This window comes from Catellatospora tritici (assembly GCF_019083965.1).
Lineage (GTDB): Bacteria > Actinomycetota > Actinomycetes > Mycobacteriales > Micromonosporaceae > Catellatospora > Catellatospora tritici.
Genome location: NZ_JAHRCY010000003.1, coordinates 466,790 through 487,472, shown reverse-complemented (window position 1 = coordinate 487,472; position 20,683 = coordinate 466,790). Strand labels below are relative to the sequence as shown.

Sequence of the window (20,683 nt, the reverse complement as noted above, 5' to 3'; positions counted from 1 at the left end):
TCCTCCGCATAGGCCACCGTCAATCAGGGAAGGTGCGGGGTCGCCGCCGCGCGCAGGGCGGAGACGGTCACCGGACGCAGGCCGCGGTCGCGCAGGCCGGCGACGATGTCGGCGAGGTAGTCGATGGTGATCAACCGCCCCCGCCCGCCCGTGTCGTGGGCCAGGATGACCGCCCCCGGCCGGGCCGCCGCAACGGTGTCGGCCACGATCCCGCCCGGGTCGGCCGCGAACGCCTCCTCACGCATCCGCTGCGACCACATCACCACGTCGTAGCCCAGCTCCTCGGCCACCGTCAGCGTGGTACCGCCCAGATGCCCCCAGGGCGGGCGCAGCAGGGTCGGTTCCCGGCCGAGCACGTCGGCGACGGTGTCGTGGCAGCGCCGCAGCTGGTCGCGTACGCCCTTCTCGTCGCGCTGGGCCAGGTCCTTGTGCGCCCAGGTGTGATTGCCGACCTCATGCCGGGCGTACCGGTCGCGCACCAGGGCGGCGTGGCGCCGCAACCGCTCGCCGACCAGGAAGAACGTGGCCGGGACGGCGAGACGGTCGAGGGTGTCGAGCACCCGGGGCGTCCAGTCCGGCGCCGGGCCGTCGTCGAAGGTCAGCGCCACCAGCGGCTGCTCGGTGCGCACGTGCCACAGCACGCTCACCGCGCCGCGCTCGTGCCAGCCGAGCTCGTTGCCTGCCGGGGCGAACCCCCCGTCCAGCGGCAACCGGTCCGGACCGACCCAGTCCCGACCGCGCGCCGCGGCGACCCCGGCCGCGGCGCCGCCGAGCCCGACGAGCCCCCCGCGCAGCAGCCCCCGCCGCGATAACCCCACAACGCCGATGGTGCGGCCTCGCGTGGCGCCACGGCGCCGATTCCCGTGTTTCGTGATCGCTCAAGTTGCCGGGCGATCGGGCGCCCAACCGGTCAAGATACGCCCGATTGCCCGGCAACTCCGTTGATCTTGACAGGTCGGTGGGGTTACCAGACCAGGCAGAACGGGTGACCGGCCGGGTCGGCGTAAACCCGGAAGTTGTCACCGCCGCCGGGCAGGCGCACCGCGCCCAACGCCAGTGCCTGCCGCTCGGCCGCCTCGATGTCGGCGACCTCGATGTCCAGGTGCAGCTGCTGCGGGTGGGCCGGGTCCGGCCAGCGCGGTGCCGAGTAGTTCTCGACCTGCTGGAAGATGACCGGGAGCTTGCCGTCGGCGCTGATCATGGCGCCGCCCTCGCCCTCCCAGGTCACCGGCAGTCCGAGCAGTCCGCTGTAGAAGCGGGCCAGCTCGCCCGCGGCCGGGCAGTCCAGGGCCACGTCGGCGATGGTCGTGTCGCCGTCGGGTTCGCCCTGGCACAGGCAGAACGGGTGCCCGGACGGGTCGGCCAGCACGGTGTACGTGTCACCGCCGCCCGGCAGCCGGGTCGCGCCCAGCGCCACGGCCCGCTCGACTGCGGCGACCAGGTCGGGCACGCGGAAGTCGAGGTGCAGCTGCTGCGGGTGGGCCTGGTCGGGCCAGCGCGGCGGCACATGGTCGTCGGCGCGTTGGAAACCCAGCCTGGTGCCGTCGGCGGCCCGCAGCGAGACCCAGTTCTCGTCGGCGTACTTCTCGGTCAGGTCGGCCAGGGACGCGTAGAACGAGCTGAGTCCCTTGAGGTCAGGTGTGTCGAGTACGACGCTGTACAGGGTGCCAATCATGGCCCCGATCCTTCCCGACGGGTACGACAACGACCCGTCGGCTCGACAGGAGACCCGTCAGCTCGGCCAGGCCGCCCGCAGCAGGTCGCGGGTGTCGGTGAGCAACTGCGGCAGCGCCTTGGTCCGCCCCACCACCGGCAGGAAGTTGTTGTCGCCGCCCCAGCGCGGCACCACGTGCTGGTGCAGGTGCGCGGCGATCCCGGCGCCCGCGGCGCTGCCCTGGTTCAGGCCGATGTTGAACCCGTGCGCGTTGGACACCTTGCGGACCACCCGCATCGCCGTCTTGGTGAACTCGGCCAGCTCAGCCGTCTCGGCCAGGTCGAGCTCCGGGTAGTCGTCGATGTGGCGGTAGGGGCAGATCAGCAGGTGCCCCGGGTTGTACGGGAATCGGTTGAGCACCGCGTACACCGCCTCGCCCCGGGCCACGACCAGCCCGTCCGGGTCGGTCTGCGGCGCGACGCAGAACGGGCAGCCCTCCGGCTTGGTGCCGCCGCTGACGTAGGCCATCCGCCACGGGGTCCACAGCCGCTCCAGGCCGTCGGGGTCGGCGGTGCTCATGCCGCGGCCTGCCGCGGGGCGATGGTCGGGATCACCGGCCGGGTGTCGAGCTCCATCCAGCGCTCAGGCCGGGCCATCGGGGCGAACCCGACCTTGGCGTAGACGCCGTGCGCGTCGGCGGTGGCCAGGATGATCCGGCGTACGCCCAGCGCCTGCAGCTCGTCGCGGATCACCGCCACCGCCCACTGCGCCAGCCCGTGTCCCCGGTGCGCGGTGTCGATGAAGACGTCGCACAGCCAGGCGAAGGTGGCGCCGTCGGTGACCACCCGGAACACGCCGACCTGGGCACCGGAGGCCGCGTAGAGGCCGTAGACCGTGGACCCGGCCAGCGACCGCACCATGACCTCGCGGTCGCGGCCGGAGGTCCAGTACGCCTCGCGCAGCAGCCACTGCTCGACGGCGTCGAGATCGAGCCGGGCCGGGTCCGTGTCCAGCACGTACCCGGCCTCGTGCGTGCGCGTGCTCACGCCGCGTCGCCCGCCTCGACAACCTCGGCCACACCGGCGGACGGACCGGCGTTGGTACGCGAGCGCACCACCTCGACCACGTGCGCGACCGCCTCGTCCAGGCTCACGCCGTTGCGCTGCGAGCCGTCGCGGTAGCGGAACGACACGGTGCCGTCGGCCAGGTCCTGGTCGCCCACGATCGCCATGAACGGGATCTTCTGCTGCTGGGCGTTGCGGATCTTCTTCTGCATCCGGTCGTCGGAGGCGTCGACCTCGGCCCGGATGCCCTCCTTGCGCAGGCGGGCGACGAAGTCGTACAGGAACGCGGTGTGCCCGGCCTCGTCGTCGGAGCGGATCGGGATGCCGACCACCTGCACCGGCGCCAGCCACGCCGGGAAGGCACCCGCGTAGTGCTCGGTGAGCACGCCGATGAAGCGCTCGATCGAGCCGAACTTGGCGCAGTGGATCATCACGGGCTGCTGGCGGGTGCCGTCGGCGGCTTGGTACTCCAGCTCGAAGCCGCGGGGCTGGTTGAAGTCGTACTGGATGGTCGACATCTGCCAGGTGCGGCCGATCGCGTCCTTGGCCTGCACCGAGATCTTCGGGCCGTAGAAGGCCGCGCCGCCCGGGTCCGGCACCAGCTGCAGGCCGGTCTCCACGGCGCACTGCTCCAGCACCGCGGTCGCGGTCGCCCAGTCCTCCTCCGAGCCGACGAACTTGTCCGGCTTGGTGTCGTCGCGGGTGGACAGCTCCAGGTAGAAGTCGGTGATGCCGAAGTCCTTGAGCAGGCCGAGCACGAAGTCCAGCAGGTGCTTGATCTCGGCGGCCGCCTGCTCCTTGGTGACGTAGGAGTGCGAGTCGTCCTGGGTGAAGCCGCGCACCCGGGTCAGGCCGTGGATGACGCCCGACTTCTCGAACCGGTACACCGACCCGAACTCGAACAGCCGGATCGGCAGCTCGCGGTAGGACCGGCCGCGCGAGCGGTAGATCAGGTTGTGCATCGGGCAGTTCATGGCCTTGAGGTAGTAGTCGCTGCCCTCCATGTCCATCGGCGGGAACATGGTCTCCTTGTAGTAGGGCAGGTGACCCGAGGTGTGGAAGAGGCCTTCCTTGGTGATGTGCGGCGTCCCGACGTACTGGAAGCCCTCCTCGATGTGGCGGGCGCGGACGTAGTCCTCCATCTCGCGCTTGATCACACCGCCCTTGGGGTGGAAGACGGCCAGGCCCGAGCCGATCTCGTCGGGGAAGCTGAACAAGTCCAGGTCGGTGCCGAGCTTGCGGTGGTCGCGGCGGGCCGCCTCCTCCAGCAGCTTCAGGTAGTCCTTGAGCTGGTCGCGGGTCGGCCACGCGGTGCCGTAGACCCGCTGCAGCTGCGGGTTCTTCTCCGAGCCGCGCCAGTACGCCGCGGCCGAGCGCATCAGCTTGAACGCGCCGATCAGGCGGGTGCTGGGCAGGTGCGGGCCCCGGCACAGGTCGCCCCAGCGGCGGTCGCCGGTCTTGGCGTCGAAGTTGTCGTAGATGGTCAGCTCGCCGCCGCCGACCTCCATCACGTCGTCGCCGGCGTCGCCTTTGATGTCGACCAGTTCGAGCTTGAACGGCTCGTCCTTCAGCTCGGCCTTGGCCTGCTCCAGGGAGTCGAACCGGCGCCGCTGGAAGCGCTGGCCGGACTTGACGATCTCCTGCATCCGCTTCTCGATCTTGTCCAGGTCGTCCGGGTGGAACGGCTTGGGCACGGAGAAGTCGTAGTAGAAGCCGTTCTCGATCGGCGGCCCGATGCCGAGCTTCGCCTCCGGGAACACGTCCTGCACCGCCTGGGCCAGCACGTGCGCGGTCGAGTGGCGCAGCACGTTGAGGCCGTCGGGCGAGTCGATCGCGACCGGCTCCACCGAGGTCTCCACCGACGGGACCCAGTCGAGGTCGCGCAGGCGGCCCTCCGGGTCGCGGACCACGACGATCGCCTTGGCGCCGTTGACCGGCAGGCCCGCCGCGGCGATCGCGTCGGCGCACGTCGTCCCGGCCGCGACGACGACGGGGTCGGCGGCGGGCGGGCTGATCGGTGCGCTCACGATGATCTCCTTGAAGAGTGGTCTCAGCGGTTTGTCCGGCTCCGGCCATGCTATCGGGCGTACCGATCATGCCGGTTACCGGTCAGCCGGTGCCGTGGGCCGCTCCCGTCGTGCCGCGTTCACCCGTGACCCCTTTCGGGGTCGTTTCACCGCCATTACATTGGCGCTATGACGAGCATTGATCTCGGTCGTACGCTGGACCGTCGTTTCCAGCAATACTTCTCCGGCCGGTCCGCGACCCCGTTCGCGGTCCGTCACGCGGACGGGGCGCACACCGTCGGGACCGGCGATCCCGCCTTCACCGTCGTGGTCACCGACCCGCGTGGCGCCAAGGCGCTGGCCGGGCTCGACCAGTTCCAGATCGGCGTGGCCTACCTGCGCGGCTGGCTGGACTTCGAGGGCGACCTGATGGCCGCCCTCAAGATCCGCGGCATGTTCCACGACCGCCACCCCATCGCCTGGCTGGCCCGGTTCGCCCCGGCGCTGCGGTTCGGCGGGGCCGAGCACGACCGGCGGGCCATCTCGGCGCACTACGACGAGGAGTCGGAGTTCTTCCTCACCTTCATGGACTCCCGGCATCGCTGCTACACCCAGGGCGTGTTCGAGCGCGACGACGAGCCGCTCGAGGACGCGATGACCCGCAAGATGAAGCTCGCGCTGGAGTCGCTGAAGGTCTCCCCCGGCGACCACATCCTGGAGGTCGGCGGCGGCTGGGGCGCCTTCTCCGAGTATGCCGCCCGCCACGGCGTGCACGTCACCACGCTGACGCTGGCCGAGGAGTCCGAGCGCTACCTGTCCGACCTGTTCGCCCGCGAGCAGCTGCCCGCCCAGGTGGTCCGGCAGCACCTGCTGCGCTACGAGGCGCCGCGCCGCTACGACGCGATCGTGAACATGGGCGTGACCGAGCACCTGCCCGACTACCGCGCCACCCTGCGCAAGTACGCCGAGCTGGTGCGTCCGGGCGGGCACGTCTACCTCGACGCGCTGGCGATGCGGGCCAAGCACCGGGTGTCCACGTTCATGAGCCGCTACATCTACCCGGGCAAGTCCTCGCCGCTGGTGCTGCACTCGTACCTGCGCCAGGTGGCCCGGTCGCCGTTCGAGCTGGTCAGCGTCGAGGACGACCGGCACAACTACCACCTGACCTGCGCCGAGTGGGCGCGGCGGCTCGACGCGGCCCGCGACGAGGTGGTGCGCCGCTGGGGCGATCCGCTGTACCGGCGGTTCCGGCTGTTCCTGTGGGGCTCGGCGGCGAGCTTCGACACCGGCCTGGTGCAGGCGTACCGGTGGGTGCTCCGCATGCCTTGAACCATTTTCCGAAGTATGTCCGGGTTGGCGCGGTACCGTCTGTAGGTGTCGCCGGACGCCGCTTCGCCAGTGGCTCGTCCCGACGGTCTGTCTGGACGACGGACCGCCGCGGACTTCCCACCGGCGGTCGGTGTGCTGTCGCCTTTTCTCGGCGGCTGGTACTTCGGTGGCGTGCTGTCCGGGATCGTCGCGACGGCGGCCGAGGCCGGGACGAGCGTCATCGCGGTCCAGACGCTCGACGCGGGCACCGACCACATCGAGATCACCGAGCCGAGCGAGCTCGTGCACCCGGTGGCCTCGCGGCACGTGCGCGGATTCGTCGTGGTGCTGCGCGCCGTGTCGCCTCGCTACCTGGCCGAGCTGCGCGCGGCCGGGCTGCCGGTGGTGCTGGTCAGCCAGCCCATGCCCGGCCTCGACCTGCCCGTGGTCATGCCCGACAACCGCACCGGCGTCCGCGAGGCGGTGGCGCACCTGGTCGCCCACGGGCACCGGCAAATCGCGTTCGTCGGGCACCTGGGCACCGTGGATGTGCAGGAGCGCCACGAGGCCTACCAGGCGGCACTGCGCCAGCACGACCTGGAGTACAACCCGCGCCTGGTCTACCCGGCGACGGACAACCAGACGTCGGGCGGCGAGGCCGCGGCCCGCCTCATGATCACCGACGGCCTGCCCTCGACCGCGGTCGTCTGCGCCGCCGACGAGAACGCGGCGGGCCTGATGCGCGTGTTCGAGCAGGCAGGCCTGCGGCTGCCCGAGGACCAGGCCGTGATCGGCTACGACGACATCCGCTCGTCGTCGTACCTGACGCCCAGGCTGACCAGTGTCCGCCAGCCCATGGACATGATCGGCAAGACGGCCGCCCGCACCCTGCTGGCGATGATCGACGGCCAGCCGCCGCCCCAAGGCCGGATCACGGTGCCGACCTCGCTGATCGTGCGCGAGTCGTGCGGCTGTGCCGGTACGCCGTACGCGCAGGCCGTGCCGGAGCGGCCGGAACACCTCGCCGACCGGATCGCCGAGCTGGTCACGCCGGTGCACGGCACGCTGTCCGCCGCGGACACGATCGTGCTGAGGCGCGCCGCCGAGACAGTGGTCGCGGCGGCGCGGGACCGAGGCGTCGGCTGCGACGCCGACGTGCCCCCCGCCGACACCTCGGCCGCGTCCGGCCTGCGGGCGGCGCTGACGGACCTGCTGCGGCTCGGCGGCCGGGCCGAGGTGCTGTACGAGGTGGCCGAGCTCATCCGCTGCCACGGCGCGCAGGCCATGCCGGTGCTGCTGGCGCTGACCCAGATGCGCGGCCGGACGCTGTTCCACGAGAGCGCCGGACTGCGCGAGGACCTGAGCGTCCAGTACGAGGTCGGCATGGACCTGCTGCGGGGGCACCGCGAACCGGCCCGACTGGAGTGGCTGGGCCGCACCGAGGTGCGCGCCGGCTGCCTGGGCCTGTGGGCGGGCGGACTGCCGCCGACCCAGGCCGACCCGGTGCTGGAGGTGGCCAGCCTGTTCGAGGCCGGACACGCCTCGCCCGCCGCCGCCGAACCGTCCCTGCCGGTGAGCGAGTTCCCGCCGGCGCGGCTGTGCCACCCGCGCCTGCTCGGCGACGGCCTGGTGACGTTCGTGGTGCCGGTCAAGAACGGCACCAGCGACTGGGGCTGGCTGGCCGTGGTGGACCGGGTGTCGACCACCGGCGCGACCGGCCGGGAATCGTTCAACCAGTGGGCGGCGCTGCTCACCGTGGCGCTGGACCGGCAGGCGCTGCTGAGCGAGTCGCTGCGGCAGAAGGAGCAGCTGCGCATCGCCGCGCTGTACGACGAACTCACCGGACTGCCCAACCGCTCGCTGTTCCTGGACCGGCTGCGCCAGGCGATGCGCCAGTTCCGCCGCCCGCACGGCCGCCCGTTCGGCGTGCTCTTCCTCGACCTCGACGGGTTCAAGGTGGTCAACGACAGCATGGGTCACTCCGCCGGGGACCGGCTGCTCAAACAGGTCGCCCGCCGGATCAAGGGCGCGCTGCGCGACACCGACACCGTGGCCCGCTTCGGCGGCGACGAGTTCCTGGTGCTGCTGGACGAGATCGACGCCCCGCACACCCCGGCGCAGGTGGCCGAGCGGCTGCACCGGGTGCTGACGCAGCCGTTCCAGCTGCACGGCCAGGACGTGGTGGTCACCGCGAGCATCGGCATCACCATGAGCAGCCGTCGCTACCTCAACGCCGAGGACCTGCTGCGCGACGCCGACATCGCGATGTACTCGGCCAAGTCGGCGCACAAGGGCCGCCACGCGATGTTCGACACGACCATGCACGACCGCGCGGTGAGCCGGATGCAGATCGAGACCGAACTGCGCCAAGCCATCGACGGTGACGAGTTCGAGGTGCACTACCAACCCATCGTCGCGCTGCGTACGGGGGCGGTGCGCTCGTTCGAGGCGCTGATCCGTTGGCGGCACCCGGTGCGCGGGCTGCTGGTGCCGGGCGCGTTCATGCCGGTGGCCGAGGAGACCGGCCTGGTCGTGCCGATCGGGCGTTGGGTGATCGACGAGTGCGCGCGGCGGCTGGCCACCTGGCACCGCGAGGGCACCCCGGCCGGGCTGTCCATCGCGGTGAACGTGTCCAACCGCCAGTTCTGGGCCGGCACCGTGCTCGACGACGTCGCCGGGGCGTTGCGCCGACACGACCTGCCCCCGGGCAGCCTCGCCATCGAGATCACCGAGGGCGTGGTGATGGAGAACGTCGGCCCGGCCCGCGACATCCTCGACGCGCTGCACGAGGTCGGCTGCCGGCTCTACATCGACGACTTCGGCACCGGGTACTCGTCGTTGGAGGCGCTGCACCGCCTGCCGATCGACGCCCTGAAGATCGACCGGTCGTTCGTGTCGCGGCTGTCGACCGACCGGCGCAGCGGCGAGCTGGTCCGCACCATCGTGCTGATGGGACGCAACCTCGGCCTGGAGCTCATCGCCGAGGGCATCGAGACCCCCGAGGAGCGCGACCGGCTGATTCAGGTCGGCTGCGGCTACGGCCAGGGCTTCCTCTTCTCCCGCCCCGTCCCCCCCGACGCCGCCTTCCGCCTCCTCACCCCCTCCCTCAGCCGATCATGAACTTGTGGCACGGTTCGACGGCGTGTCGGCGGCACGACTTCCTGATCGATTGCGGCGCCGCGGGACGGCACACCTAGACTCGGCGCTCATGTGGTTGACCATTGCCGTGATCGCGCTGCTCGCGCTGGCCGCCATCGTCTGGTGGCTGCGGCGGCGCCCCACCCCCACCCGCCCGGGACGCAAGCCGGGCCGCCCCGGCGCGCCGAGCCGCCCCGGCACCCCGGTCGGCGGGCCGCAGCCCGGGGAGATCTGGTGGGCCGACGTGCCGTATGAGGACGGCACCGGCCACAAGGTGCGCCCCTGCCTGGTCCTGCGCGGCCGCGCCGGGTCGTACGAGGTGCTGAAGATCACCAGCCAGGACCAGTCACACCGGCGCGATCACATCGTGATCCCGACCCGGACCTGGGACTCCGACGCCGACCACGACAGCTACCTCGACCTGACCGACCCGATCCGGGTGCCGGCTGTGTCGTTCTCCAACCGCGCCGGCGCCCTGGACGCCTCGATCTGGCGCAAGGTGCGCACCCTGCACAAAGTCTGATCAGGCCCGCGCCGCCGGATAGGCGTCGATCTCGGCCAGCAGCGAGCGCTTGACCGCGTCGGGGGCGAACGACTGCCGCACCCCGGCGCGGGCCAGCTCGGCCACGCCCGCCTCGGACAGGCCCAGCAGGCCCGCCGCGACCTCGTACTCCCGGTTCAGGGTGGTCCCGAACATCGGCGGGTCGTCGGAGTTGATGCTCACCGGCACCCCGGCCGCCACGATCGCGGCCAGCGGGTGCTGCCCGATCTCGGCCACCGCCCGGGTGCGCACGTTGGAGGTCGGACAGACCTCCAACGGAATCGCGTGCTCGGCCAGGTGCGCCAGCAGCTTCGGGTCCTGGGCGGCGAAGATGCCGTGGCCGATGCGCTCGGCGCCCAGCTCGGTCAGCGCGTCCCACACCGTCTGCGCGCCCGTGGTCTCCCCCGCGTGCGGCACGCTGCGCAGCCCCGCCGCCCGCGCCCGGTCGAAGTACGGCTTGAACTGCGGCCGCGGTACGCCGATCTCCGGCCCGCCCAGCCCGAAGCTGATCAGGCCCTCGGGGCGCTGGTCGAGCGCGATGCGCAGGGTCTGCTCCGCCGCCTCCAGGCCCGCCTCGCCGGGGATGTCGAAGCACCAGCGCAGCACCGTGCCCAGCTCACGCTCGGCGCGCACCCGCGCGTCCTCGATCGCCTCGCAGAACGCCTCGGCCGGGATGCCCCGCCGGACGCTGGAGAACGGCGTGATGGTCAGCTCGGCGTAGCGGACCTGCTGCGCCGCCAGGTCCTGCGCGATGCCGTAGGTCAGCGTGCGCACGTCCTCGGCGTCGCGGATCAGGTCCACGACGCTGAGGTAGACCTGGATGAAGTGGGCGAAGTCGGTGAAGGTGAAGTACTCGGCGAGCAGGGCCGGGTCGGTGGGGACCCGGGTGTCGCCCTCGTAGCGCGCGGCGAGTTCGGCCACGACGTGGGGTGAGGCGGAGCCGACGTGGTGGACGTGCAGTTCCGCCTTGGGCAGCCCGGCGACAAAACCGGCAAGATCAGCCATGAGGGCACCTTACTAAGCGGCCCCGCCCCCACCCGAAGTGCCCACGCAAGATCAGCCAAGTTGCCGGGCAACCGGGCGTATGACCGGCCAAGATACGCCCGAATGTCCGGCACATCGGCTGATCTTCGGGGTGGTCAGCGTTTGCGGGCGACGGCGAAGACGCGGCGGAAGGGGAAGTCGACGATTCCCGCGTACGGCGGGTAGGCGCGGGCCAGGGCGGGCTGGAGCTGCGCCCGGAACTCGGCCCAGTCGGCGTCGTCGAGCGCGGCGCGAACCGGGCGCAGCGCCGTGCCGCTCAGCCAGGTCAGGACGGGGTGCTCGGGCCCGCCCTCAGGCAACTGGTGCAGGTACTCGGTCTCCCAGGCGTCGACGTCGCAGCCGACCTCGCGCAACAGCCGGGCGTAGCCGGTGGCGTCGGGGACGCGGCGGACCGCGTCGTTGAGCTCCCCGAGCCGGTCGGCCCAGCGGGGCGCGGCGCACAGGTCGCGCAGGGCCAGATGAGCGGGAGCGTCCTGATTGCCGGGCACCTGCAGGGCCAGCCACGCACCGGGCCGCAGGGCTCCCGCCCAGGCGGCGAGCAGGCGCTCATGACCCGGCACCCACTGGAGCACGGCGTTGGTAGTGATCACGTCGACGTCGGGGGCGGGGACGTACTCGCGGACGTCGGCCACCTCGTACGCCACGCTGCCCGCGCCGGCCCGAGCCTTGTCGATCATCTCGGGCGACGAGTCCAGACCCCGCACTCGCGCTCGCGGCCAGCGGGTGACCAACGTCTCGGTCAGGTTGCCCGGTCCGCAGCCGAGGTCGACCACCTCGCGCGGATCGTCGGCGGCGATCCGCGCGAGCAGGTCGTGGAACGGTCGCCCTCGCTCGTCGGCGAAGCGCAGGTAGATGTCGGGGTTCCACATGTCGTCCTCCGGGAGCAGCTTTAGCAAACCGTACGTCCGTCTTGCTAAGAGACTAGCTCTCTCCGCGCGCCATCATCAAGCGCTCCCGGTGGTGGTGTGAGCGCAGTTTCCGGGGAAGTGCGGGAATTTTGGACGGGATTCGCACAGTTTCCCCGAAACTGCGGTCGACCCCGGCTTCGGGGTCGCGTGGTGTGCCCGGACAGCAGCGAGCCCCGCATGCCAGGCGGCATGCGGGGCTCGGTTCGCTCCGCCGCGGGCGCGACGCCCGCGGGAACGAGAAACGGGCCGGTCGAAACCGGCCCGTCCACGTGTCAGCAGATCAGAGTGCGCGCACCTGGTCGGCCTGCGGGCCCTTGGCGCCCTGCACGATCTCGAACTCGACGCGCTGGTTCTCCTCCAGGCTGCGGAAGCCGCCGCTCTGGATTGCGGAGAAGTGCACGAAGACGTCAGCGCCACCCCCGTCAACGGAGATGAAGCCGAAGCCCTTGTCGGCGTTGAACCACTTGACGGTTCCCTGAGCCATTTTCACCATTTCCTTGCACAAAACGAACCGCGCCGCACACCTCGTGCGGGGGTTTGGCCACTTGAGCAGCGGCACCGGCGGCTCTCACAGGAGGGTGACTCTCAGGGAGGGCAACGCGAGCAAACCACATACACAAAAACCAAGATTCAGTGTAGCTCACCACGCCGAGGGGAAGCACTCCAGGTGGCACTAGTTACGCATCCCACTGAACACGAGCTGGTTTCCGAATCGTTACGAACCTTACTGTGGTGAGCGCTGGACAGCGTGAGATGGAAAGCGTTTGCATATCTTGCGTCACGTTGCGTGTGGTCCGGCTCCATCGGGCTGCGCTCCGACAACGAAATCGAGGAGGAAACTCCATGTCCATCAGACACCGGCGTCTGCTCGCCCTCTCGGGCGCGGTCGCGCTGGCTCTGTCCGCGGCCGCGTGCGGCAGTTCGGACAAGCCCGACGCCACCGGCAATCTCGACAAGCCCGAGTGCGCGGCGTACACGGACTACACCGGCATCGCCGGCAAGACCGTCACGATCTACTCCCCCATCCGCGACGCCGAGGCCGGGCTGCTGGAGCAGTCCTGGAAGGCGTTCGCCGACTGCACCGGCGTCAAGATCGAGTACGAGGGGTCCGGCGAGTTCGAGGCCCAGCTCAAGGTCCGCGTCGAGGGCGGCAACGCGCCCGACCTGGCCTTCATGCCGCAGCCGGGTCTGCTGGAGTTCTTCGCCAAGGGCGGCAAGCTCAAGGCCGCCGGCGACAAGACGAAGACCATGGCGGAGAAGAACTTCTCCCCCGACTGGCTCAAGTACGGCACCGTCGACGGCACCCTCTACGGCGCCCCGCTCGGCGCGAACGTGAAGTCGTTCGTCTGGTACTCGCCCAAGACCTTCAAGGAGAAGGGCTGGACCGTCCCCACCACCTGGGACGAGATGATCGCGCTGAGCGAGAAGATCGCCGCGAGCGGCATGAAGCCGTGGTGCGCGGGCATCGAGTCCGGTGAGGCGACCGGCTGGCCGGCCACCGACTGGATCGAGGACGTCCTGCTGCGCGACCAGGGCGCCGACGTGTACGACCAGTGGGTCAAGCACGCCATCCCGTTCAACGACCCGCGCATCGTCTCGGCGACCGACCGGGTCGGCTCGATCCTCAAGAACGAGAAGTACGTCAACGGCGGCTACGGCGGCGTGAAGTCGATCGCCACCACCGCGTTCCAGGAGGGCGGCCTGCCCATCGTCGAGGGCAAGTGCGCGCTGCACCGCCAGGCGTCCTTCTACGCCAACCAGTGGCCGAAGGGCACCAACGTCTCCGCCGACGGCGACGCGTTCGCGTTCTACTTCCCGGCCATCGACCCGGCCAAGGGCAAGCCGGTGCTGGGCGGCGGCGAGTTCGTCGGCGCCTTCACCGACCGTCCCGAGGTCCAGGCGGTGCAGACCTACCTGGCCACCTCCGACTGGGCCAACGGCCGCGCCAAGCTGAAGAACTGGATCTCGGCGAACAAGGGCCTGGACGTCAACAACGTCGAGAACCCGATCGACAAGGTCGCGGTCGGCATCCTGCAGGACCCGAAGTCGGTCTTCCGCTTCGACGGCTCGGACCTGATGCCGGCGGCGGTCGGCGCGGGCTCGTTCTGGAAGGGCATGACCGAGTGGATCAACGGTAAGGACACCAAGACCACCCTCGACGCCATCGAGGCGTCCTGGCCGCGGTGATTCGGCTCCGCATGATCCTTTGATCATGAAATCTGCGCCGTGTGGGTCCGCTCGGACCCACACGGCGTAGTCTTCCTCCCGACCGGCCGACGAGGAGACCGCGTGGACTTCGACTTCACCGCCGAAGGCCCGAAGCTGATGATGCTGCTGTACGGCGTCATCGCCTTCGCGGCCGTGGTGGGATTGCTGCTGCTGGTGCTGGACGTGCTGCCCAGCCGCAAGGACCGCTGGGTCGCGCTGGGTCTGCTCTTCCCGGCCGGCGCCCTGCTCACCGTGGGCCTCATCGTCCCGGCGATCCGCACCCTGATCCTGGCTTTCATGAACAAGGACTCCACCGAGTTCGTCGGCTTCGACAACTTCGTCTGGATGTTCACGGACAAGACCTCGGGCATGCTGCCCGACTTCAGCTCCACCCCCGTCTCCTACGGCGTACTGCTCAGCACTGTGCTGTGGGTGCTGCTGGTGCCGAGCGTCTCCACCGCCGTGGGCCTGGTCTACGCCGTCATGGTCGACCGCGCGAAGTTCGAGTCGTTCGCCAAGTCGCTGATCTTCATGCCGATGGCGATCTCCTTCGTCGGCGCGGGCATCATCTGGAAGTTCATCTACGCCTACCGCCAGGAGGGCGAGGACCAGATCGGCCTGCTCAACCAGATCGTGGTCGCGCTCGGCGGCACCCCGCAGCAGTGGCTGCTGGACGGGCCGTGGAACACGCTGTTCCTGATCGCGGTGCTGGTCTGGATCCAGGCCGGGTTCGCCATGGTGGTGCTGTCGGCGGCGATCAAGGCCATCCCGGGCGACATCGTCGAGGCCGCCCGCATCGACGGGGTCACCCCGTGGCAGATGTTCTGGCGGGTCACCGTGCCGAGCATCCGGCCCGCCCTGGTCGTGGTCATGGTGACCATCTCCATCGGCACCCTGAAGGTCTTCGACATCGTTCGCACCATGACCGGCGGCCAGTTCGGCACCAGCGTGGTGGCCAACGAGATGTACAACTACTCGTTCCGCTTCGACGAGAAGGGCAAGGGCGCCGCGCTGGCGGTGCTGCTGTTCGTACTCGTCGCCCCGATCGTGATCTACCAGATCCGGGTCATGCGCCGCCGTCGGCTGGAGGGAGTGCGATGAGCACGGGGTCGGAGACCATCGTGGCGATGCCGGAGGCCGAGGTGCCCGCCACCCCGGTCGGACGGGTGCGCAAGCGTCTGACCAGCCGCACCGCCAGTGCCGTGTCGCTGGTGATCGCGTTGCTGTGGACCGTGCCCACGTTCGGCCTGCTGATCTCCTCGCTGCGGCCCGAGGACCAGATCAAGAGCAACGGCTGGTGGAACTTCTTCAGCGACCCGAAGCTGACCCTGGACAACTACCAGGAGGTGCTGTTCGGCACCACCGCCTCCTCCGGACGGTTGGCCAGCTTCTTCATCAACTCGCTGGTGATCACGATCCCGTCGGTGCTGTTCCCGCTGGCGTTCTGCTCGCTCGCGGCGTACGCGCTGGCCTGGACCCGCTTCCGCGGCCGCGACTGGATCTACATCGGCATCTTCGCGCTGCAGATCGTGCCGCTGCAGATGGCGCTGATCCCGCTGCTGCAGTTCTTCACCAAGGGCGTGGCGATCGACGGGTTCCAGCTGCTGCCGGCGTGGGAGCTGGAGAACGAGGCCAAGTTCATCACGGTCTGGTTCGCCCACACCTGCTTCGCGCTGCCGCTGGGCATCTTCCTGCTGCACAACTTCATGTCCGAGCTGCCCGGCGACCTGGTCGAGGCGGCCAAGGTCGACGGCGCCAGCCACGCGAAGATCTTCCGGTCGGTGGTGCTGCCGCTGATCGTGCCCGCGCTGGCCTCGTTCGCCATCTTCCAGTTCCTGTGGGTATGGAACGACCTGCTGGTCGCGCTCATCTTCGCGGGCGGCCCGAAGAACGCCCCGCTGACGGTCCGCCTGGCGGAGATGGCGGGTACGCGTGGCAATGAGTGGCAACGGCTCACGGCGGGCGCCTTCGTCTCCATCGTGGTCCCGCTGATCGTCTTCCTGTCCCTGCAGCGCTACTTCGTCCGCGGCCTGCTCGCCGGCTCCGTCAAGGGCTGACCCGCCCCCTCCGCCCCCGGGCGCGACCGCTGCCGGCCGCGCCCCCCACCATCCCCGCACAGTTTCGGGGAAACTGCAGGAATCCGAGCCCGGATTCGCGCAGTTTCCCCGAAACTGCATTACGGCCCGCCCACGCGACGCGGGCGCGGGGGCGCGGCGGAATGGCGCGCCGGGTCGGGTCGGGTGGCGGGCCGGGTCGGGTCGGGTGGCGGGCCGGGTCGGGTCGGGTGGCGGGCCGGGTCGGGTCGGGTGGCGGGCCGGGTCGGGTCGGGTGGCGGGTCGGGTGGCGGGCCGGGTCGGGTCGGGTGGCGGGCCGAGTCGGGTGGCGGGTCAGCGGCCGAGGACGGAGCCGCCGTTGACGTTGATGATCTGGCCGGTGACGTAGCCGCCCGCCTCGGAGGCCAGCCAGCAGACCGCCTCGGCGATGTCCGACGGCGTCCCGGCCCGACCCACCAGGGTCGCGGCGACCCGATCGGCGTGGCCCTGCGGGGTCATCCGGCCCGCGAAGAACTCCGTGTCGGCGACGTAGCCGGGGGCGACGACATTGGCGGTGACACCCTCGGGGCCGAACCGCACGGCCAGGTCCATCACCCAGCCGTGCAGAGCCGCCTTGGCGGCCGAGTAGGGGCCGCCTCCGCCCCGCTGGGCCGCGATCGAACTCAGCAGCACCACCCGGCCACCCGGACGCCGCAGCAGCGGCGTGAGGGCCTCGGTGAGGAGCACGGCGGTGAGCACGTTGGTGTCGAAGGTGGCCCGCCAGTTGCGGGCCGTGGCCGCCAGGCCCTCACCGTCGCGGGCGTGGAACCCGCCCGCGTTGTTGACCAGCACGTCGACGGCGCGACCGGTCAGCCGTGCCGCGAGGTCGGCGACGGCGTCTGGGTCGGACAGATCGACGTCGAAGGTGCTGACCGACGCGTCTGTCTGCTTGGTGAGGTCGGCGGCGGCCTCGGCCAGTGGGCCGGGGCGGCGTCCGAGCAGCACGAGGTCGTGTCCCCGCCGCGCGAGCGCCAGCGCGGTGGCCGCGCCGATTCCGGTGCCGCCGCCGCTGACCACGGCGAGCGGTCGCTGTTCGCTATCCAAGATCACGCGACCCACCATACCGGACAGATCCGGCACTCCGGGAGGGCTCGGGAACCCGGGCAAGCCCGACATCGTGTCAATGTGGAAACACGCTCGACACATCGATCTTCAGCCGTGGGAGCGCTTCCGCAGGTAGCGGCCACATCGGTTACCAGCCAAGGATTTCCAGGTGGTTGCCTACAGATTCTGGGGCGATGAAGGGTCTTCCCCTCCGGCTCAGGAGTCGCTATCGTCTCAACAAACGTCCATGGGAACGCTTCCACGGATGTTCATCAATGTAAGAATTAGTCCCGTCGATGGCCCGCCCGGACGCCATCGCCGGCCGCTCCCCGAGGCGGTCGGTCGCCGATCTCCCTACGACCGGCGACCGACCTCCCTCCGGGTGCCGGAGAGGAGGTGAAGCTCGCGACTACGTCGCGTGCCAACGGCTCCCGCGCGTCACGCTGCCTCGTGACCCTGCCGCCCGGCAGGCACAGGGCGTGAGCACCCGATGGGGGCGGGGACTGCCCTTCCCCGCTCCCATACCATCGGGATGCATTGTCCGCCTTGACGCCCATCAGCACCAGACTTGCGCCACCTTTGCGAAACTCCGACCACCACATCTCCACCCGTCACCGGGATAGGGACAACTGTACCCGATCATGGGAGCGTTCCCACCCATGATCAGCCCTTTCCCAGTATTTGAGGAGCACCACATGCCAGGCACCCCCAGCGCCGCCCCCGGCGGCGCCGCGACCTCCACATCGGTCGCCACCGGCGCCCCGAACGCCGGCGAGGACGGGACCGATCCCTCCCTCGCCGCGGCGCCGGCCCTGCGGTTCCCCGACGGTTTCGTCTGGGGCGCCGCGACCTCGGCGTACCAGATCGAAGGTGCGGCGCACGTCGACGGACGCGGGCAGTCCGTATGGGACACCTTCTGCAGGATCCCCGGCAGGGTGCGCAACGGCGAGACCGGAGACGTCGCCGCCGACCACTACCACCGGTGGGCCGACGACCTGGACCTGATCCGGGAGCTGGGCCTCAAGTCATACCGCTTCTCCGTGTCCTGGCCGCGGGTCGTCCCGACCGGCGCCGGACCGGTCAACCGCAAGGGTCTCGACTTCTACAAGCGACTGGCCGATGGCCTGCGCAACCGCGGCGTCACGCCGATGGTGACCCTCTACCACTGGGACACCCCGCAGGAGCTGCAGGATCTCGGCGGCTGGGAGAACCGCGACACCGCCTACCGCTTCGCCGAGTACGCCGCCACCGTCGCGCAGGCACTCGGCGACGTCGTGCCCAACTGGCTCACCCTGAACGAGCCCAAGACGATCGTGCAGAACGGCTACCTGTCCGGCACGCACGCCCCCGGCAAGCAGGACCCCGGCGCCGCGTACGTGGTGGCCCACCACCAGCTGCTCGCCCACGGCCTGGCCGTGCAGGCGATGCGCCCGCACCTGGGCACCACCGGCCGGATCGGCCCCGCGCTCAACCTGCACCCCTGCTACCCGGCCGACGACAGCCCGCAGGCCCAGGCCCGCACGGTGCTGCACGACGGGTACGAGAACCGCCTCTACCTCGACCCGATTCTCAAGGGCAGCTACCCGCAGGACGTCCTGGACGACCTGGCCTCGTACTCCCCGATACACAAGTACATCCTCGACGGCGACGTGCAGGTCATCAACTCGCCGGTGGAGCTGCTCGCGGTCCAGTACTACACCCCGCTGTACGTCACCGCCGAGGGCGACACCGTCACCCGGTACCCGACGACCGAGGCGTTCTGGCAGCAGATCTACCCCGAGGGCATGTACGACATCCTCATGCGCATCAAGAAGGACTACGGCGACATCGCCCTGACCATCACCGAGAACGGGCTCCCGACGCCGGACACCCTGGGCCGCGACGGCCGGGTCCGCGACACGGGCCGGATCTCGTTCCTGCGCGACCATTTCGCCGAGGCGCACCGCGCCATCACCGACGGGGTCAACCTGGAGAGCTACCACGTGTGGTCGCTCATGGACAACTTCGAGTGGGCGGAAGGCTACGACCAGCGGTGGGGCCTGGTCTACGTCGACTACGCCACGCAGCGACGGATCCGCAAGGACAGCGCCGACTGGTACAGCGACGTGATTCGCGCCAACGGCTTGTGAAAGTTTCCCCGCCGGTGGGCGACCACCGAGTCCACGCCGGCGGGTGACGGGGCCGGGCGACCACTGGTCGCCCGGCCCCCAATGTTTTCCGTGCGCCGGCTAGGCGCCAAGCGCCCGACCGAGCGCCGCCACGTCGCCACGCAGCCGCTGGGCGGCCTCCGGGGCGAGGGTGTGCTCCTGTTCCCGCTGGTCGATCTTCTCGTAGAGGCCTGCCAGTTCCTGACGCAGCAGGTCGCCCGTGTGCTTGTTCTGGGCGATATTGCGGATCACGTTGGCGATGTCCGTGGCGACATCGGAGCGCACCTGTGCTTGCGACTGCGCCAGCTCCAGGCTGTACAGAGCCGCGTCGCGCGCCTGCGCCACCGTCAGCACCGCCGCCGACGGCAGCGGAGACGGGGGCGGCGGGGGTGATTTGGTGGGATAGCCGGGGGGCCAGTTCGCGGATACCGACGGCGAGGCCGACCCGCTGGGCGAGGCCGACGGCGCCACGGTGGGCGAGGCCGTCGCGCTGGGCGAGGTGGTCGGCGAGGCGGTCACCGCGCCGGGCCGGTCGGTGTCGTCCAGCGGCAGCAGCCACACCAGCAGCCCCAGTGCGGCCAGCGCGGCGACGGTCAGTCCCAGCGGCACCAGCCGCTTGCGGCCGGGGCTCATCAGCGCCGAGCGCAGCACCCGGGCCGCCTCGGCCGCCGACGGCCGCCGCGCCACGTCGCGCTGCAGGCACTCCGTGACCAGGCGACCCACCGTCCGGGGCAGCCCCGGGACCTGCGGCATCGTGACCGGGCCGTGGTCGGCGGCGACGTCGTCCCAGCCCGCCACCCGGAACGGCGGGTGGCCGGTGAGCATCTCGAACAGCACCACGCCCAGGGCGTACACGTCGGTGGCGGGCTGGGCGGGGGTGCCGTCCAGGCGCTCCGGGGCGACGTACGCGGGGGTGCCGAAGCTGGCGCCGGTGCTGTCGTCGTCGGGCTCGCCGACCCGCGCGGCGATGCCGAAGTCCAGCACCGTGACCTGCTCGCCGTGCAGCATGATGTTGTCCGGGGTGATGTCGCGGTGCACCACGCCCCGGCGATGCGCCACCTCCAGCACCGTGGCCACCCGTCCGGCGATGCGCACGGCCTCGCGCCACGGCAGCGGCCCCAACGCGATCCGGTCGGCCAGCGGCTCGCCCGCGACCAGTTGCAGCACGATGACGGCGATCTCCTCGCCGTCGGCGGTGGTGTCGCGGACGAAGTCGTGCACCCCGGCGACGTCCGGGTGGTTCAGCCGCGCCACCGCCCACGCCTCCCGGCGAGCCAGTTCACGCAGCCGCTCGTCCCCGGCCAGCACCGGGTCGAGGATCTTCAGCGCCACCAGCCGGTCGAGCGTCTCGTCCTTGGCCCGCCAGATGACCGACATTCCACCGGCCCCGATCCGATCGATCAGGCGGTAGCGGCCGGCGAGCAGATCCCCGGCACGCATGAGGAAATCGTGTTCGGTCACGCACCGCACGTTGCGGCATGATCGGCACCGGTGTCAACGCCCGCGTCGACACAGTTGCATGATCGTT

17 protein-coding genes are annotated in these 20,683 nt (G+C 70.5%); 7 read left to right on the top strand and 10 right to left on the bottom strand.

What is annotated here, in order from left to right:
• Positions 1–23 precede the first annotated feature (23 nt).
• The 5 genes from KUA19_RS09335 to thrS form a co-directional block, all read right to left on the bottom strand.
• Complete coding sequence (locus KUA19_RS09335) at positions 24–818, bottom strand: polysaccharide deacetylase family protein (RefSeq protein WP_308167395.1); 795 nt, start codon at positions 816–818, stop codon at positions 24–26.
• 146 nt (positions 819–964) lie between these two features.
• On the bottom strand, positions 965–1,675 hold the full coding sequence (locus KUA19_RS09330; RefSeq protein WP_217395730.1) for a VOC family protein: 711 nt from the start codon (positions 1,673–1,675) through the stop codon (positions 965–967).
• Between the two features lie 57 nt (positions 1,676–1,732).
• A complete protein-coding gene (locus KUA19_RS09325) occupies positions 1,733–2,233 on the bottom strand; it encodes an HIT family protein (protein ID WP_217395729.1) in 501 nt (166 codons plus the stop codon).
• On the bottom strand, positions 2,230–2,700 hold the full coding sequence (locus KUA19_RS09320; protein ID WP_217395728.1) for a GNAT family N-acetyltransferase: 471 nt from the start codon (positions 2,698–2,700) through the stop codon (positions 2,230–2,232). Before KUA19_RS09320 ends, KUA19_RS09325 begins: the two co-directional genes overlap by 4 nt.
• Positions 2,697–4,745 carry a threonine--tRNA ligase gene (thrS, locus tag KUA19_RS09315; protein ID WP_217395727.1) on the bottom strand — a complete coding sequence of 683 codons (2,049 nt, stop codon included), beginning with the start codon at positions 4,743–4,745 and terminating at the stop codon, positions 2,697–2,699. Before thrS ends, KUA19_RS09320 begins: the two co-directional genes overlap by 4 nt.
• A gap of 168 nt (positions 4,746–4,913) precedes the next feature.
• Here thrS and KUA19_RS09310 point away from each other — a divergent pair, with 168 nt between their 5' ends.
• The 3 genes from KUA19_RS09310 to KUA19_RS09300 all read left to right on the top strand — a co-directional run bounded on the left by KUA19_RS09310 (position 4,914) and on the right by KUA19_RS09300 (position 9,693).
• Positions 4,914–6,053, top strand: coding sequence for a class I SAM-dependent methyltransferase (locus KUA19_RS09310; protein ID WP_254549001.1), 1,140 nt, complete (start codon positions 4,914–4,916; stop codon positions 6,051–6,053).
• Between the two features lie 132 nt (positions 6,054–6,185).
• Positions 6,186–9,152: an EAL domain-containing protein gene (locus tag KUA19_RS09305; RefSeq protein WP_217395726.1), complete on the top strand. Its 2,967-nt coding sequence runs from the start codon at positions 6,186–6,188 to the stop codon at positions 9,150–9,152.
• Positions 9,153–9,240: 88 nt separating this feature from the next.
• Complete coding sequence (locus KUA19_RS09300) at positions 9,241–9,693, top strand: type II toxin-antitoxin system PemK/MazF family toxin (protein ID WP_217395725.1); 453 nt, start codon at positions 9,241–9,243, stop codon at positions 9,691–9,693.
• Here KUA19_RS09300 and KUA19_RS09295 read toward each other — a convergent pair whose 3' ends face one another.
• From KUA19_RS09295 to KUA19_RS09285, 3 genes are all read right to left on the bottom strand, one after another.
• The gene (locus tag KUA19_RS09295; protein WP_217395724.1) at positions 9,694–10,716 is read right to left on the bottom strand and encodes an adenosine deaminase; all 1,023 of its coding nucleotides are present in this window, start codon (positions 10,714–10,716) and stop codon (positions 9,694–9,696) included.
• A 134-nt stretch (positions 10,717–10,850) separates the two neighbouring features.
• On the bottom strand, positions 10,851–11,624 hold the full coding sequence (locus KUA19_RS09290) for a trans-aconitate 2-methyltransferase (RefSeq protein ID WP_217395863.1): 774 nt from the start codon (positions 11,622–11,624) through the stop codon (positions 10,851–10,853).
• A 319-nt stretch (positions 11,625–11,943) separates the two neighbouring features.
• On the bottom strand, positions 11,944–12,147 hold the full coding sequence (locus KUA19_RS09285; protein ID WP_217395723.1) for a cold-shock protein: 204 nt from the start codon (positions 12,145–12,147) through the stop codon (positions 11,944–11,946).
• A 359-nt stretch (positions 12,148–12,506) separates the two neighbouring features.
• Between KUA19_RS09285 and KUA19_RS09280 the strand changes: the two genes are divergently transcribed.
• From KUA19_RS09280 to KUA19_RS09270, 3 genes are all read left to right on the top strand, one after another.
• Entirely contained in the window at positions 12,507–13,850 is a 1,344-nt protein-coding gene (locus KUA19_RS09280) for an ABC transporter substrate-binding protein (RefSeq protein ID WP_217395722.1), read from the top strand.
• Between the two features lie 102 nt (positions 13,851–13,952).
• A complete protein-coding gene (locus tag KUA19_RS09275) occupies positions 13,953–14,972 on the top strand; it encodes a carbohydrate ABC transporter permease (RefSeq protein ID WP_217395721.1) in 1,020 nt (339 codons plus the stop codon).
• On the top strand, positions 14,969–15,928 hold the full coding sequence (locus KUA19_RS09270) for a carbohydrate ABC transporter permease (RefSeq protein WP_217395720.1): 960 nt from the start codon (positions 14,969–14,971) through the stop codon (positions 15,926–15,928). The genes KUA19_RS09275 and KUA19_RS09270 overlap by 4 nt, the downstream gene beginning before the upstream one ends.
• Before the next feature lie 330 nt (positions 15,929–16,258).
• Here the strand turns inward: KUA19_RS09270 and KUA19_RS09265 are convergent, their stop codons facing one another.
• A complete protein-coding gene (locus tag KUA19_RS09265; protein WP_308167394.1) occupies positions 16,259–17,014 on the bottom strand; it encodes an SDR family NAD(P)-dependent oxidoreductase in 756 nt (251 codons plus the stop codon).
• A gap of 689 nt (positions 17,015–17,703) precedes the next feature.
• Between KUA19_RS09265 and KUA19_RS09260 the strand changes: the two genes are divergently transcribed.
• On the top strand, positions 17,704–19,137 hold the full coding sequence (locus tag KUA19_RS09260) for a GH1 family beta-glucosidase (RefSeq protein ID WP_217395719.1): 1,434 nt from the start codon (positions 17,704–17,706) through the stop codon (positions 19,135–19,137).
• A 99-nt stretch (positions 19,138–19,236) separates the two neighbouring features.
• Here the strand turns inward: KUA19_RS09260 and KUA19_RS09255 are convergent, their stop codons facing one another.
• Complete coding sequence (locus tag KUA19_RS09255; RefSeq protein ID WP_217395718.1) at positions 19,237–20,616, bottom strand: serine/threonine-protein kinase; 1,380 nt, start codon at positions 20,614–20,616, stop codon at positions 19,237–19,239.
• Between the last annotated feature and the right edge of the window lie 67 nt (positions 20,617–20,683).

What these genes read in the sequence shown, in the direction of transcription:
- KUA19_RS09330 (WP_217395730.1), bottom strand. Translation starts at nt 1,675, where the DNA reads ATGATTGGCACCCTGTACAGCGTCGTACTCGACACACCTGACCTCAAG.
- KUA19_RS09325 (WP_217395729.1), bottom strand. Translation starts at nt 2,233, where the DNA reads ATGAGCACCGCCGACCCCGACGGCCTGGAGCGGCTGTGGACCCCGTGG.
- KUA19_RS09310 (WP_254549001.1), top strand. Translation starts at nt 4,914, where the DNA reads ATGACGAGCATTGATCTCGGTCGTACGCTGGACCGTCGTTTCCAGCAA.
- KUA19_RS09300 (WP_217395725.1), top strand. Translation starts at nt 9,241, where the DNA reads ATGTGGTTGACCATTGCCGTGATCGCGCTGCTCGCGCTGGCCGCCATC.
- KUA19_RS09295 (WP_217395724.1), bottom strand. Translation starts at nt 10,716, where the DNA reads ATGGCTGATCTTGCCGGTTTTGTCGCCGGGCTGCCCAAGGCGGAACTG.
- KUA19_RS09290 (WP_217395863.1), bottom strand. Translation starts at nt 11,624, where the DNA reads ATGTGGAACCCCGACATCTACCTGCGCTTCGCCGACGAGCGAGGGCGA.
- KUA19_RS09285 (WP_217395723.1), bottom strand. Translation starts at nt 12,147, where the DNA reads ATGGCTCAGGGAACCGTCAAGTGGTTCAACGCCGACAAGGGCTTCGGC.
- KUA19_RS09280 (WP_217395722.1), top strand. Translation starts at nt 12,507, where the DNA reads ATGTCCATCAGACACCGGCGTCTGCTCGCCCTCTCGGGCGCGGTCGCG.
- KUA19_RS09270 (WP_217395720.1), top strand. Translation starts at nt 14,969, where the DNA reads ATGAGCACGGGGTCGGAGACCATCGTGGCGATGCCGGAGGCCGAGGTG.
- KUA19_RS09260 (WP_217395719.1), top strand. Translation starts at nt 17,704, where the DNA reads ATGCCAGGCACCCCCAGCGCCGCCCCCGGCGGCGCCGCGACCTCCACA.